General features: G+C 68.6%; 14 protein-coding genes. 7 read left to right on the top strand and 7 right to left on the bottom strand.

All coding sequences use genetic code 11. The features are described from left to right. Positions 1-19: 19 nt before the first annotated feature. The 3 genes from OG589_RS07395 to OG589_RS07385 are packed head-to-tail and all read right to left on the bottom strand — an operon-like array spanning position 20 to position 4,115. On the bottom strand, positions 20-1,768 hold the full coding sequence (locus tag OG589_RS07395) for an ABC transporter ATP-binding protein (RefSeq protein WP_405147354.1): 1,749 nt from the start codon (positions 1,766-1,768) through the stop codon (positions 20-22). Continuing rightward, positions 1,769-2,863, bottom strand: coding sequence for a Gfo/Idh/MocA family protein (locus tag OG589_RS07390; RefSeq protein ID WP_405147353.1), 1,095 nt, complete (start codon positions 2,861-2,863; stop codon positions 1,769-1,771). After that, positions 2,856-4,115 carry an aminotransferase class III-fold pyridoxal phosphate-dependent enzyme gene (locus OG589_RS07385; protein ID WP_405147351.1) on the bottom strand — a complete coding sequence of 420 codons (1,260 nt, stop codon included), beginning with the start codon at positions 4,113-4,115 and terminating at the stop codon, positions 2,856-2,858. The genes OG589_RS07390 and OG589_RS07385 overlap by 8 nt, the downstream gene beginning before the upstream one ends. Positions 4,116-4,449: 334 nt before the next feature. Here OG589_RS07385 and OG589_RS07380 point away from each other — a divergent pair, with 334 nt between their 5' ends. From OG589_RS07380 to OG589_RS07360, 5 genes are all read left to right on the top strand, one after another. Next, on the top strand, positions 4,450-4,947 hold the full coding sequence (locus OG589_RS07380) for an NUDIX domain-containing protein (protein ID WP_405147349.1): 498 nt from the start codon (positions 4,450-4,452) through the stop codon (positions 4,945-4,947). 186 nt (positions 4,948-5,133) lie between these two features. After that, positions 5,134-5,757: a hypothetical protein gene (locus OG589_RS07375; protein WP_405147348.1), complete on the top strand. Its 624-nt coding sequence runs from the start codon at positions 5,134-5,136 to the stop codon at positions 5,755-5,757. Further along, positions 5,754-7,799 carry a hypothetical protein gene (locus OG589_RS07370; protein WP_405147347.1) on the top strand — a complete coding sequence of 682 codons (2,046 nt, stop codon included), beginning with the start codon at positions 5,754-5,756 and terminating at the stop codon, positions 7,797-7,799. Before OG589_RS07375 ends, OG589_RS07370 begins: the two co-directional genes overlap by 4 nt. Positions 7,800-7,840: 41 nt before the next feature. Continuing rightward, entirely contained in the window at positions 7,841-8,401 is a 561-nt protein-coding gene (locus tag OG589_RS07365; RefSeq protein ID WP_405147346.1) for an isochorismatase family protein, read from the top strand. Positions 8,402-8,586: 185 nt separating this feature from the next. Further along, a complete protein-coding gene (locus OG589_RS07360; protein WP_405147344.1) occupies positions 8,587-9,843 on the top strand; it encodes an IS256 family transposase in 1,257 nt (418 codons plus the stop codon). Positions 9,844-9,882: 39 nt separating this feature from the next. Here the strand turns inward: OG589_RS07360 and OG589_RS07355 are convergent, their stop codons facing one another. The 3 genes from OG589_RS07355 to OG589_RS07345 form a co-directional block, all read right to left on the bottom strand. Next, positions 9,883-10,836 (bottom strand): MerR family transcriptional regulator, encoded by a 954-nt coding sequence (locus tag OG589_RS07355; RefSeq protein WP_248966142.1) that lies wholly within the window; start codon positions 10,834-10,836, stop codon positions 9,883-9,885. A gap of 302 nt (positions 10,837-11,138) precedes the next feature. Beyond that, a complete protein-coding gene (locus OG589_RS07350; protein ID WP_405147342.1) occupies positions 11,139-11,342 on the bottom strand; it encodes a DUF397 domain-containing protein in 204 nt (67 codons plus the stop codon). After that, positions 11,332-12,156: a helix-turn-helix transcriptional regulator gene (locus tag OG589_RS07345; RefSeq protein ID WP_405147340.1), complete on the bottom strand. Its 825-nt coding sequence runs from the start codon at positions 12,154-12,156 to the stop codon at positions 11,332-11,334. Before OG589_RS07345 ends, OG589_RS07350 begins: the two co-directional genes overlap by 11 nt. A 174-nt stretch (positions 12,157-12,330) precedes the next feature. Here OG589_RS07345 and OG589_RS07340 point away from each other — a divergent pair, with 174 nt between their 5' ends. Together OG589_RS07340 and OG589_RS07335 are read left to right on the top strand one after the other, a co-directional pair. Next, on the top strand, positions 12,331-12,834 hold the full coding sequence (locus OG589_RS07340) for an ATP-binding protein (RefSeq protein ID WP_405147339.1): 504 nt from the start codon (positions 12,331-12,333) through the stop codon (positions 12,832-12,834). A gap of 147 nt (positions 12,835-12,981) precedes the next feature. Beyond that, entirely contained in the window at positions 12,982-13,521 is a 540-nt protein-coding gene (locus tag OG589_RS07335) for an NUDIX domain-containing protein (protein ID WP_405147337.1), read from the top strand. A gap of 49 nt (positions 13,522-13,570) precedes the next feature. Here OG589_RS07335 and OG589_RS07330 read toward each other — a convergent pair whose 3' ends face one another. Then, positions 13,571-14,188, bottom strand: a complete 618-nt coding sequence (locus OG589_RS07330) for a hypothetical protein (RefSeq protein WP_405147335.1) — start codon at positions 14,186-14,188, stop codon at positions 13,571-13,573. Between the last annotated feature and the right edge of the window lie 228 nt (positions 14,189-14,416).

Raw genomic sequence — 14,416 nt, 5'->3', positions numbered from 1 at the left:
GGTCGCGTGCCCGCCGGTGTCATCCACTGTAGATCTCCCTGTACAGGGCGCAGCGCCCCATGAGCTCGTCGTGCGTCCCCTGGTCGACGACGCGCCCGGCGTCGAGCAGGAGGATCATGTCGGCGCGCCGGATCTGGCCGGGCCGGTGCGAGACCAGGACCGTCGTACGTCCCGCCGTCACCCGCTCGATCGCCTCGGTGATCGTCTTCTCGGTGCGGGCGTCCACCGCGCTCATGGCGTCGTCGAGGGTGAGGATCCTCGGGTCGGTGAGGAGCGCCCTGGCGATGGCGAGGCGCTGCCGCTGCCCGCCGGACAGCGTGGTCCCGCCCTCGTTGAGGATCGTGGCGTACCCCTGGTCCAGGCCCTGGACGAAGTCGTCGGCGCACGCCTGCTTGGCGGCGCGCACGACGTCCTCGTAGGCGGCCTCGTACCCGGCGTCGGCCGGCGAGCCGAACGCGATGTTGTCCAGCACGCTCTTGGAGAACAGGAAGGTCTCCTGGTCCACGTGACCGATCTGGCGGCGGAGCGCGCCCGGCTCCCACGCGCGCACGTCCCTGCCGTCGATCAGCACCCGCCCCCCTGTGGCGTCGTACATGCGGTTGACCAGCTTGGTGAGCATGCTCTTGCCGCTGCCGGTGGGGCCTACGACGGCGAGCGTCCGGCCGGCGGGCACGTGGAAGGAGACGTCGCGCAGGATCTCCCTTCCGTCGAGGGTGAGGCGGACGCGGTCGAAGGTGATCGCGCCCTCGACCGAGGCCGAGGTGCCGTCGGTGTCCTCCCGCTCGCTGGAGTCCCCGCCGATGATCTGCCGCATGCGCGCGGCGGCGACGACGCCCTCCTGGATGACCGGGACGGCCTGCTCCGACATGGTCACCGGCTGGGCGAACAGCACCAGCCAGCCGAGGTAGGTGACGACCTGGGCGAGGGTCAGCGTGCCCTCGCTGTAGAGCTGGAGGGAGTGCAGGGACCCGACGGCCATGACGAGCGCGAAGCTGAGCGCGGGCAGGTAGACGGCCTGGGCCTTCCCGCGCCTCACGTACGCGTCCCGGTAGGCGGCCGCGGCTTCGGCGAAGGCGCGCCGCTCGTGCTCCTCCTGGGTGGCGGCCTTCACGGTGGAGATGCCGCTCAGGGTCGTGGTGAAGCGGTCGTTGAGGTCGGCGAAGGCCTCCCGGGTGCGCATGGTCAGCGGGTGCAGCCTGCGCAGGTGACGGCGCAGGGCGAAGCCGAACACCACGACCATCAGGCCCGGCGCCAGCAGCAGCCAGGCGTGCATGGAGGCGATGAACAGGATCGGCACGAGCAGGGCCAGCAGACCGTTGAACGCGGTGGCGATCCCCGGGCTGAACATGTAGTCGACCAGCTTGGCGTCGTTGATGGCCCGGGCGAGCAGGTCGCCGATGCGCTGCTGGTCGTGGAACGACAGGCGCTTGCCCAGCAGGCTGCGGTACAGCTCGTCGCGGGCGTCCCGCTTGACCCGCTGGGCGATGACCTCCATCGAGCCGCTGGACAGCACGTCGGCGACGAACCGGCCGGCCGCCAGCAGGCCCGCCGCGACCGCCGCGGCGGCGACCGGCGCGAGGCCGGGGCTGGAGCCGGTGGCCTGGGCGAACGCCTCGCCGACGTACACGGGGACGAGGGTGGCGCAGAGGTTGGCCGCGACCGACGCGGCGGCGAACACCGCCAGCAGCCACCGGTGCCGCCGCAGGTGCCCCCGCAGCCACCCCCACACCCCCACGGGCACGGCGGGCCGTTCGACGCAGAAGGTCACCTAGCCGACCTGGGCCGAGGCCCGCATCGGGTGCGTGACCACGCCGAAGCCGTTCGCGGCGGGGGCGGCGAGGCCTTCGAGCGCCCGGTCGCAGAGCGCCGACGCCGCGAGCGCGTCGCCGACCCCCGGCCCGTCCTCGGCACCGGTCAGGCCGTCGCCGGCCACGCCGTCGCCGGTCAGGCCGTCCAGAGACCGTACGGACGCGGAACGCCGGCAGGACTCGATGAAGAAGGCCAGCTCGGGCCCGAACCCGCTCCTGGCCCACCCATGGTCGAGGTTGCGCGTGCTGTGCAGCTCCTGCCCGAGCGGCGTGCCGGCGTCCAGGTCCCAGGTCACCCGCTCCAGTGAGGGGGCGCTGTAGCGGCTGCCGTCCGTGCCCTGCACGCTCACGCTCACCAGGAAGCGCTTGAGGTTGTTGCCCATGCGCAGCGTGGAGAGCGAGCCGTCGAGGTGGCGCAGGATCACCACCACCTGGAAGCGGTCGGGGCCGCCCGAAATGGCGTGCGCGTCCACCTGGACCACCGGGGAGGGCACGAACCAGCGGGCGAGGTCCAGGGCGTGCACGCCGTTGTGCCGGATCCACGCCTCCAGCGTCGTGTCCACACCCCACTGCGGAGCCGACGGGTGGCGGCTGTAGAAGTCGATGGTCACCGAGCACGGGGTGGCGCGGGTGGCCCTGGTCAGCTCGTGCAGGCGCGCGAGGGTCTCCGCGTACCGGAAGTTGAAGCCGACCTGGACGTTGCGCCCGCTGCGCCGTACCGCGTGGTCCAGCTCCTCCAGTGCGGGCGTGGACGGGCCGGCCGGCTTCTCCACGAAGCAGTCGACGCCGCGCTCGACCAGGTGGCGGGTGAGCAGGGACGAGGGCTCGGGCGGGACGGCGATCACCGCCGCGTCCACGGTCGAGAGGTCCAGCCCCCCGACGGACTCGGCGCAGACCGCGCCGTACGTCTGCGCCTGGATCTCCGCCGCCAGGGAGAGGTCGGGGTCGACGCAGGCGACGATCTGGTGGCCGCGGACGCGCTGTAAGAAGGGGAAGAGGTTCTGCCGCATCTGGCGGCCGCAGCCGACCAGGGCGATGCGTACGGGGTCATTCACGGTTCGCTCCCGTCGAGGCGGTCCACTGTTCGAAGGCCTGGTGTGCCCGGTCGCGCAACTCGCCCCAGTCGATGTCGCGGTGCGCGAGGCTCACGAAGGACGGATGGCCTTCGAGCAGGAGGATGCCGGCCGCGGCGAAGGCGTTGAGCAGCGCGTCCCTGCCCTCCTTGTCGCCGAGCACCTCGTCGGCGTACGTCAGCTCGAACATGCCGCCGCCGAGCACCGGCCTCGCGCCGACCAGGGAGGCGACCCCGGCGTCCCGCGCGGCCGAGGTGATGGTCGCGGCCACCTGGGTGCCGATCCTGCCGATCTCCGCCCAGCCGTCCGGCGAGTCCCCGGCGGGCTTCTCCAGGATGTCCCTGGTCGCCAGGGCGGCGTACACCGCGATCATCTCCTTGGAGAACGTGCCGCTGAGCCGGGCCCGCTCCGCGTGGGCCAGCAGCTCGGCCCCGCCCACCAGGAGGCTCAGCGGCGCCCCGTTGGCCAGTGCCTTGCCGATCACCACGAGGTCGGAGCCGAGGCCGTGGTCGTGGTCGTAGCCGAGCGGCGAGATGCGCCCTCCGGTCTTGGTCTCGTCGAACACGGTCAGCAGCCCGGCGTCGCGGCACATGGCGACGGCCTGGCGCAGCACCTCCGGGGTGGTGAAGGAGGCGAGGTAGGCGTCGAAGACGAAGCAGCCCAGGCTCCCCCTGTGCTGGTCCAGGAGCTCGGCGAGGGATTCCAGGCGCAGGTCCACCCAGTTCAGCGCGGGCTCGGAGCCGCCGACGCCGCGCATCCCGTCGGTGTACCTGAGCCTTTCGCGCAGCGGGGAGTGCAGCGGCTCGTGCCACTTCAGGGAGTTGGCGATCTGGGCGTCATGCCAGCCGACGTAGCCGCTGCGGACGACGCCGAGGCGCCCGGTGCGCATGGCGGCCAGCCGGAACGCGGCCGTGACGGCCTCGGAGGCGGTCTTGAAAAAGGCGCCGCGGTCTCCGGGCCGGTCTCCGAGCAGACGCTCCAGATATTCCTGGTGGAAGACCGTATATCCCGGCATCATCACGCCATTGACCAGATGACCGCACACCATCTCGTTGAAAAGGTCGTCGGAGTGCCCGATTATCACCGGGCCATAACCCATGACGAAGTCGATGTACCTCGCGCCGTTCGCGTCCGAGACCTCGCCTCCCTTGCCTTGGGCGAATAAGAGCTGCTGTCCAGCGGACCTGAACTTGCGAGTGATCTTCGAATGGGCTATTCGCTCCGGACGTGACAAGGGTCGCCTCCTAGCTGACCTGCGGATGCATCGTTCCCCCGTCTCAAGTTCACAGAATGTACATTGACCGTTTGAAGCCGTCAACATCGTTCATCTTTCGTTCAGACATGTGGTCGGGCACGTCTTGACAGGCCGGTAGGCGCCATATCAAAGTGTGTGAGGTTCTCAATCCAGGCGGCCGGCGGCACCGATCGCGGGCGCCCATTATGGAGGCCGTTTGCATTTCCGCGCCCGGCATGAAAGCCGCACCCCCGCATATTCCCACGCCCACGTATCCGGACATCGCCGGGCCCGTTAAGGGAGCAAGCCGCCTGGCACGCCATAGGCTCGTCGGATGCATGACTCTGACGAGGGGCCTCTTCCCGCCTACATCGCCGGGCTGGCGCGGATCCGCGCGGCGGCCGGCGCGCTCTTTCGCGACGAATCCGGCAAGGTCCTGGTGGTGCATCCCACGTACAAAGACCATTGGGATATCCCGGGCGGCATGCTCGAAAGGGACGAGTCTCCATACGCCGCCTGCACCCGCGAGATCACCGAAGAACTCGGCATCACCCCCGATATCGGACCCCTCCTCTGCGTGGACTGGGTTTCACCGCACCCGCCTTGGGACTGCGGGCTGATGTTCGTCTTCGACGGCGGGGTTCTCGGCGCGAGGGAAGTGGCCGATATCCGGCTCGATCAGGTCGAGATCGACCGCATCGATTTCGTCCCGCCCGATGAGCTCGACGGCCTGCTCGCACCGGGGCTTGCTGCACGGATCAGAGCGTGCGCACGAAACACCGGCACGGCGAGCCTCTACCTTGAGGACGGCTTCCCACTCAGCCGCCGGTAATCGGGATATCACTAAGGGTAGCGTTTAATGTCTCGCCTTTTATGCGGGCCTTCAGCGGTAATAAACGCGTCGCCGCACTCGCCCGCTCGGCACGGCAATTTACGAAATTGCCGGACGACGCCCCTCGTATACCTCCAGTATTGGCCCCGGCAGGTGTAACAGAGGGCTATCGCAGGGAGACTACGGGTGGATTCGGACATCGACCAGGCGTTGGTCACCGACATCGCCAGGGTCGTGATCGCGCGGGTGCGGCCGGCCGAGCTGCCGACGCTCCGGGCGATGAGCGAGGCGTACTTCGCCGATCCCGAACGCTCGCTGGCGGGCGGTGCCGGCGGCGGCGGGCCGCTGAGGATAGGTGACACCGGCATCGTGCTGTTGCTGACCCCGGTGGCGCTCGCGGCGGCGACGGAGGTGACCCAGTACCTGTTCAGCGAGGCGATCCGCCCGGGACTGGTACGCGGCGGAGCCGCGGTGCGCCGGCTGTTCGGCGCCACCGGCGGCCGGACCGGCCCGGACGAGGCCCCGGTGGAGCTGACGGACCGGCAGTGGGCTCACGTTCGCCAGATGGTCGTGGACGTGGTCGTCCGCTGCGGGCACGACGAGGATGTGGCGCAGGTCATGGCCGACGCCGTGGTCGGCGCCGGACACCGCGCGGGCTCACCCGGGGGCCGCATCAGCCCCACCGGCACGCCCGGAGACCGCACAAGCTCCATCGGTATCCGCGCAAGCTTGCCCGGGGACCGCACGAGCTCAACCGGACAGCCCACAGGCTCTCCCGGGCAAGGCGCGGGCTGGGCCGAGCCCCTGTGACCGGTGCGGCGCCGGCGTCCGAACCGCCGGGCAGGGCCGCGCACGGGCCGCGTCGAGCGCCCGCCGGGACGACGGTCCTGTTCGGGCTCCTGGTCAGCACCGTGCTGGTCACGGGTTCGATCATCTACATGTTCCTGTGGGGCATCGTGGTGCCCACGAACGGTGCCCGGATGGCGACGGCGATGCAGACCTGCTGGGGCAGGGAGCGTCAGTTCATGCACCCGGTCACGGAGGCCGACCTCACGCGGTCCGCCGACGCCGTCCAACGGGTGCGACAGTGCCTGCGGCCGATCTACGCCGAGCAGGTCTCCTGGGCGATGTACTGCACCGCGGCGCTGTTCACCGTGGCCGTCCTGATCTACTGGGCCTACCCGCTGTGGTTCGTCCGCAGGCGCCGGCTGACCCCGATCGTCCGCGAGGACTGCCCCGAGCTGGCCGATGAGCTCGAACGGCTCAGCCGGGCGGCCGGGTTGCACCGCGCTCCGGTGTTCCTGCTCGCCCCCTACGCGTCGACATTCGTCGGCCTCGGGCTGGGACTGCTGGCGCTGACCGGCCTGATGTACCTGACCCGCAACGCGATCCTGCGGGTGCGGGAGATCCAGGCCGACGCCCGGGTCGGCGAGGGCGAGGGCGATCGACCGGCCGCCGCGCTGCGCGCCGTGGTGGACGGGCTCACCCGCCCCGGCCGGTGGCGCGCCGCGCTGGGGACCCACCCCCACCCCGCGCGGCGGATGCGGGCGATCGACGACCCGGCGACGATGCTCTCGCCGAGGCTGTGGGAACTGTTCGCGGCCGGTCTGGCCACCTCGATGATCGCCGTCAACCTGCGCCACCTCCTGACCCAGGCGCTGCCGACGACGTTCCTCATCGGTTCGGTCGCGACGGCGATGTTCTGCGTGCTCGGCATGGTGCTGCCGCTGGTGACGGCGGTGTGGCGGGCCACCGTGCGCGCCCCGGCCCATCGCCTGCCCGTGCGCGTCATCCTGCCGATGCCGGTCGTGCTCGTCGGCGGATACCTGCTCGGTGAGCAGCTGTCTTGGCTCTCCACGCTCCTCGGGTGGACGACTCTGGTGACCGGCGGGGTGGAGCAGCCACTGGTGGCGGCGGTCCTGATGCTCGCCGGTGCCGTGACGCTGGCCGTCTGGACGGCCTCGGTGGCGCACACCGTCCTGGGCCATGGCGACCGCCGGTGGGCGCTGCCCGCCGTGGCCGCCGCCGGCACCGTCGCGTTCTTCCCCTGGTTCGGAGTATGGGTCGCCACTCACGACGTCCCAGGGCTGCTGGGGTTGACCCCTGGTGAGCCGCCGCCTCCGCGTCAGAGCCCTCCCGGCTGGTACGCGCTCCTCGTCCACTGGGCCGAGATGAACTCTCCGGCGCTGCTGGAAGTGATCGAAAGCCCGCTGACCCTGCCCGCCCTGGCCCTGCTATGGCTGGTACCGATCACCGTCGTCGCCCGCCGGCGACGATCCCCCGAAGGGCGTCCGTACCGGATCGAGGGCGCACTGGTCACCGGGCTCGCCGGCGCGGCGGGTTTCGCCGTGGCCGGTGTCGCTCTCGTGTACGTGCTCAGGGCGGCGTTGCCCGTTTCGGTGCGGCAGGACCTCGACCACTTCCCTACCGCTGTCTACAGCGGCTTCGTCGCCCTCGCCGTGGTGGCCGAGGCCCTCGTCGCCGCGACCGTCGGCGCACGCGCCCGGTGCCACCGTCCCGTGCTGATCCCGCTCGCCGTCTTCACCACCGGATTCCTGGCCACGGGCATCACGCAGCTCGGGCTGAACACGGCCGGCCGCTGTGTCGACCTGTACGCCACCAGGCCCCCGGCCTGCTTCAAGCTGCCCGACGCGGGGTTCACCGCCGGCATGTTGAACATCATGCTGGTCGAAGGCGTGGCCGTCGCCGTTCCCGCCGCGCTCCTCGGAGCCCTGCTCCAAGCGCTCATCACGCGTCTTCGCCGCTCCGGCGCTCCGCGGCCCACGCGGCAGGATGCCCACGAGGGGCGGACCGAGGTTCGTCCCGGGCGAGTTGTCGGTGGGGAGGTCTAGCGTGAGTGGACCCAGGAGCCCAGCGTGAGTAAGGGGAGACCATGACCACACTCGAGAACCGGCCGAACATCGCCCTCCTCGTCGTCGACGTGCAGAACGGCGTCGTCGGGGCGGCTCACGAGCGCGACACGGTCGTCGCGAACATCGGCGGCCTCGTCGAGAAGGCGCGGCGGGAGCGGGTCCCCGTCGTCTGGGTCCAGCACTCCGACGAGCAGACCGTGAGGGGCAGCGATGACTGGCTGATCGTCCCCGAGCTGACTCCGGGCGACGCCGAGCCGCTCGTCGAGAAGAGCTACGGCGACTCCTTCGAGGACACCACCCTTGAGACCGTGCTGTCCGGCCTCGGAGTCGGGCGGCTCGTCGTCGTCGGCGCGCAGACCGACGCGTGCGTCCGCTCGACGCTCCACGGCGCGTTCGCCAGGGGGTACGACACGACCCTCGTCAGCGACGCCCACACGACGGAGGACCAGACGGCATGGGGGGCGCCGCCGCCGGCCCAGGTCATCGCGCACACGAACCTGTACTGGACCTACCAGACGGCGCCGGGGCGGACGGCCGGCACAGTCGAGACCAAGGAGGTCGACTTCGGCGGCACGTCCTGAAGCACACCGCTCAGGAACGCGGACCACTCGCCGGGCCCGCAGACCAGCACCGGACCGGGGCCGGGGAGCAATGCTCAATACCTGTGGATCACTCCTGGCGGAAGGGAGGCGTACCTTCCCGATGGATCGATCGATAGGTCATCGAGCAAGGCCGACGTTGCCACGTCGGCCGGGAAGGCACGCCCGTGCTTACGGTAGTCAACCAGGACGACACCACGCCAAGCGGCAGTTCGCTGCTGGATGAGATTGTCCGGGACGGCGCACGGCGGATGCTGGCCGCCGCGCTGGAGGCCGAAGTCAACGCATACATAGCCGAGTTGGCCGATGAGCGCGACGACAAGGGGCGCCGCCTGGTGGTCCGCAACGGCTATCACCAGCCCCGGCAGGTCACCACCGCGGCCGGTGCGGTCGAGGTGAAGGCGCCGCGGGTGAACGACAAGCGCGTCGACGAGGCCACCGGCGAGCGCAAGCGGTTCTCGTCCGCGATCCTGCCGCCGTGGTGCCGCAAGTCGCCGAAGATCAGCGAGGTGCTGCCGCTGCTCTACCTGCACGGCCTGTCCTCCGGCGACTTCGTGCCGGCTCTGCAGCAATTCCTCGGCTCCTCCGCCGGGCTCTCCCCGGCGACGGTCACCCGGCTGACCCAGCAGTGGCAGGCCGACCACGCCGCCTTCATGGACCGCGACCTGTCTGACGTCGACTACGTGTACGTGTGGGCCGACGGCATCCGCCTCAACGTCCGCCTGGAGGAGGCCAAAGCCTGCGTCCTCGTGCTCGTCGGGGTCCGCGCCGACGGCTCCAAGGAGCTGGTCGCGCTAAAGGACGGCTACCGCGAATCCGGTGAGTCGTGGGCTGATCTGATGCGCGACTGCGCCCGCCGGGGCATGCGCGCCCCGGTGCTCGCGGTCGGGGACGGCGCCCTGGGCTTCTGGAAGGCCCTGGCCGAGGTGTTCCCCGAAACCCGCGAGCAGAGGTGCTGGGTTCACAAGACAGCCAATGTCCTCGACTCCATGCCGAAGTCCGCGCAGCCGGGCGCGAAGAAGGCCATCCAGGACATCTACAACGCCGAGGACCGCGACCACGCGGCACAGGCGATCAAAACCTTCGCCAAGCTCTACGGCGCGAAGTTCCCCAAGGCCGTCAAGAAGATCACCGACGACCAGGACCAACTGCTGGCGTTCTACGACTTCCCGGCCGAGCACTGGATCCACCTGCGGACCACGAACCCCATCGAATCGACCTTTTCCACCGTCCGGCTGCGGACCAAGGTCACCCGCGGTGCCGGCTCCCGCACCGCTGCCCTGGCCATGGTCTTCAAACTCGTCGAGTCCGCCCAACAGCGGTGGCGCGCGGTGAACGCACCCCACCTCGTCGCCCTCGTCCGCACCGGAGCCCGCTTCGAGGCCGGCCGCCTTGTCGAACGCCCCGAGACCCTCGCGGCCTGATCAAAGCCGCGAGGACCGGGCTGGCCGCCAGACGCGGGACTACTCCACGCGGGACTGCTGCCCAGTGCGGGCGCGCAAGGCTTGTGCGAACCACGTGAACACCGGCGCCAGGCTGGGCGGGACGGGCCATCCGTTGATCACGGCCAGCAGGTGCCAGTAGCGTTCCGCGCGGGGGTCGCCGGCGATCTCCAGGCGGGTCAGCAGCCATTGGCGCAAGTCGGCGTCGTCGGCGCGGCTGAAGGTCTGCGCGTAGCGGGCGGTGAGGGCGTCGATGATCGGTGCGGCCTCGGCCGAGGCCGCACCGATGCCGGCATCGAGCGCGCGGCCGACGCTGTCCCGAACGGTCTCGGTGAGATCGTGGTGCAAGCCGGTGCGGTCGCCTCGGGCGCGCTCGGCCGCCTGGTACTCCGCCATGCGGCGCACGGCGGCGCGGAAGTCGGGATCCTGGGTGAGCTCGGCGAGTTCCACCCAGGCGTCGACCTGCTCGGGTTCGGGGTCGTCCGGCAGTTCGGGCATGGCCGAGCGCATCATGTCGACGAAGTCGGCGTTGGCGTCGAGCCCACCGAACGTGTCGTCGATGAAGTCGGTGATCAGGCGTCGGCGTTCGTCGTCGGAAAGCTTGGCGAGCTTGTGCATAAGGTCCATCTCCTCGGGGCTGGAGCCGCGTTTGGCCACCGCGCGCAGCACAGCGCGCCGCAGTCGCAGAGTGCGGATCTGCACCTCCAGGGCATCGGCGTGCGCGGCCGCGACCTCGGGCACCGAGACCTCCCGGTCCAGCACCTGCCGGATGACGGCAAGGTCGAGGCCCAGGTCACGCAGGGTGCGCACCAGATCCAGACGTGTGAGCGCGCCGATGTCGTAGAGCCGGTAGCCAGCCGGGCTGCGGTCTGTCGGCGGCACGATCCCGGTGTCGGAGTAGAACCGGATGGTCTTGACCGTCAGCCCGGTCCGCCGGGCCAGGTCACCGATCGTGAAGAGCGTGTCGCCGTCCATGCCCGCACTCTCGCGCCTCCCCCTACGGGAGACTCAACCCCAGTCTCCCCGCTGGGTCGCCAATCCACGGGTCTTGACAATTACTCGACGGTACGACCTTGGCTTCGATCGCGTCATATACGGCGAGGTCATTGTTCGGAGCCGAAGCGACGCCCGGCCGCTGGGGCGGCCGGGCGTGTGTGGTCACTGCTTGACGGTGACGGCGCCTCTTGGGCGGGCTGACAGGGCTCGTCCGCCGAGGGCCGCCATGCTTCTCAGACGAACCTGCCGCGTGCTTCTCAGACGAACGTCCCGCGTGCTTCTCAGCAGAACGTGCCGCTCTTGACGCCGTTCACGAACGCGGACCACTCGCCGGGCGCGCAGACCAGCGCCGGACCGGCCGGGTTCTTACTGTCCCTGACCGCGAACAGACCAGGAATGTTCGACGCCACCTCGACACAGTTACCGCCGTCGCCGCCACTGTGAGTGCTCTTGCGCCACCGCGCACCCCGAAGGTCATGATCCACTTTGGTTCACCGCTTCCTTGATGAGCTGGAGGGACTGACTAGACGGTAGGGCTTCAGCCCTGATCGCGTCATACCGGCGAAGAAGCTTCGCGAGCATGTTGCGGTCCTCCACAGTGCGCCCGTTGGGCTGCGCTTCCACGTAAGCCGTCTGGGGCACTCCGTTGCGCTCAGCGATGATGAATCCTCCCAGAAGACCGCAGAGCGCCTGTGCGGAGTAGGGCACGATCTGAATGGTCACCCGTGGATGTTGAGCGACCTCAAGCAAGTACCCTAACTGCCCCTGCATGATCTCCATATCTCCCATTGGGCGACGTATTACAGCCTCGTCGATCAGGACTGCCACCAGGGGTGGGTGTTCGCGATGCAGAATCGACTGCCGCTGCATGCGGGCCCCGACACGTTCGTCTATCTCCGCGCTGGTGATGTCGGGTTCGGCCGCGAAGATCTCTCGGGCGTAGGCCTCGGTTTGGAACAGGCCGGGAATGAGCATCGGCTCCCAGCCCCTCAGGGCCGTCGCCTCCTCTTCCTCCTCCAGCCAGGGCCGGAAATGTTCTGGCGCCTTGTTCCAGGTGGTGGCGATGTACAGCCTCTTCATGGTGCCGTCCAGGCCGAAGACCTCGTCGCACAGCTCGGCGAAGCGCTCGGACGGGGGACGTTTGGCGGTCTCGACCATGGCGACCATGGCGTCGGAATACCCCATGCGCTCGGCGAGCTGCCTTTGGGTGAGCTTCGCCGTGGCCCGGTGCCGACGCAGTTCGAAGGCGAAAAGGGCACGCGGGGACTCGTGAGGGTCGACATCGCTGCCGGGGGGCATGTCTCACCTACCATCAGAATAGGGACATTTAAGCTGACTAACCATTCCGCTAACCCAAGTGTGCTCACGGTGTGAGCGGAAATCGCTACCGATCGTAGCCCTCTGTCGTCACCCTGGTAAAGCGAAGTCTCCAACGACGCACGAACCTTTCCGGCGAGGCGAAAAGGCGAGCACATGAGGATAGGAAGCCTGCTGGGCGTTACCGATCTGGTCGGTTCTCCCGAGTCGGTCTCACAGGCCCGTGACTACGTGAGAAAGAAACTCGGGAACGCTCATCCGGCTCTGGACGACGTGACGCTACTGGTTTCCGAGGTCGTCACGAATGCCGTGGTTCATTCCAACTCGCGAAACGGCGGGCGGGTGACGCTCGCCATCGCCGACTGTCATGACCTCATACACGTCGACGTGGTGGACGCCGGTGGTGACACCGCTCCGCATGTCGGTGGAGACCTTCTCGCCGAAGGCGGACGAGGTCTCATGCTGGTCGAAATGCTCTCGCATCGCTGGGACGTCCACGACCACCCGGCCGGGCGAACCATTTGGTTCCAGGTGAAATACAAGCGCGGGGGTGACCACGATGGTCTTTCGCCCTCACCAATCCCTGGGAACGAACAAAGGCCACCAATTCCGGCCGATGATCCCGAGGGTTCGATTCCTCCCGTCCCCACGACCTCCTGACGGGGTCAAACCACAGAAAGGGAGCCACAGCCTATCGACGAATCACCCGTACAACGACAATTAATAAGAGCTACTACCAGGATGATCTCCGTTGTGGCCGGATCTCTCGCTGTAGCGGGCGGTGAAGTCTGGGTACCATGCGGCATCATGACCGAAGCGCAGCCAGTGATCCGGCAGGTCTCCTCCCACGTGGTCTACAGCAACGCGTGGATGCAGGTACGAGAGGACAGGATCGAGCATCCTGATGGCTCGCCAGGCGTGTACGGGTACGTGGTCAGGCCCGACTTCGTCCTGGTCATTCCCGAAGAGGACGACGGCTTTCACATCGTGGAGGAATACCGTTATCCGATCGGCCGCCGCTCATGGAGCTTCCCGCAAGGTTCGGCGGAGGCCGACACCCGCGAAGACGAGGCCCGGCGTGAACTGGCGGAGGAGACCGGCCTCCGTGCCGCGGGGCTGCGCCTTCTGGGCCGTATGGACAACGCCCACGGGATGACCGATCAGGGGCTTCACGTGTACCTGGCCACCGGGCTCACCGAGGGGCAGGCCGACCGCGAGCACACCGAGCAGGACATGCGCCAGCGCTGGGTACACCGCACGGAGTTCGAGCAGATGATTCTCGGCGGTTCGATCACCGACTCGTCCTCCATCGCCGCCTACATGCTCTGGCTGCTCCGGCAAAGGTAACCGGCGAACTGAGCGTGCCGGACGCCTTGGTCCGGCACGCGATCGACGGTCAGCTCCAGGTGGCGCGCTTGAGCACGTTCGACAGCCCCGGCGTGTTCCAGACGTCCACCACCAGAATCTTCGACGTGGGCAGGAACCACTCCTGCTGGGTGAAGCTCGCCGTCCGCCGGCCACCGTTGTTCGTCACGCACTGATTGGGCCAGGCGGTGTACTTCGCCTTGTGGCCGAGTCCGACCTGGCGCAGACCTGTCGACGTGGCCTTCTCACCGGGGTACCAACTGGTCTTGGCGTTGAACGGGCAGGGCACTATGCCGCTGAAGGGATAGAACTGCTCCTTGCCCGTGTACGTGATGAAACCGCCCCCGACCGGGACTTTGGTGATCGCCTTTGCGCCGAACACCCAGAACCCCTGGCAGTTCGGGGCGAAGGGCTCTGGCTTCTTGCACTTTCCGGTCACCACCACGACGCTGTTCCCGTTACGGTGCACCTTCCAGCCGGCGGGGATCTTCAGGTTCATACCCTGGAAGTAGAAGGTCTTGGTTGCCGAGGCCGGCGAGCTGGAGGAAGCCCCCGCCGCCGAAGGCCCCGATGCGGCCGAGGCCGCGGCGGGAGCGGCGAGTACGGCCGCGGAGGCCAGGACGGCGAGGACAGAAGATCGTTTTCTCATGCCGAGCAAGCTACTTGTCCCTACTTGCATTCTTCTGCGCGATCACTTGCAGCGCGGCGTCACCGGATCAGCTACCGACGACCGCGGCAAGAGGGATGAAAACGCTTCGTGTCGAGTGCGTTGTCGGCCGTGGGCCTCACCGTCCTTGGTCGTCATGTTCGGAGGGGCTCCGCACCGGTTGTTCACTGCGGGGATTTGTCCCATAAGGAACTCGTGACCGTTAAGTAA

Source organism: Sphaerisporangium sp. NBC_01403, from assembly GCF_045040145.1.
GTDB classification, from domain to species: Bacteria; Actinomycetota; Actinomycetes; order Streptosporangiales; family Streptosporangiaceae; genus Sphaerisporangium; species Sphaerisporangium viridialbum.
This window is presented reverse-complemented; position numbering and strand designations above follow the sequence as displayed.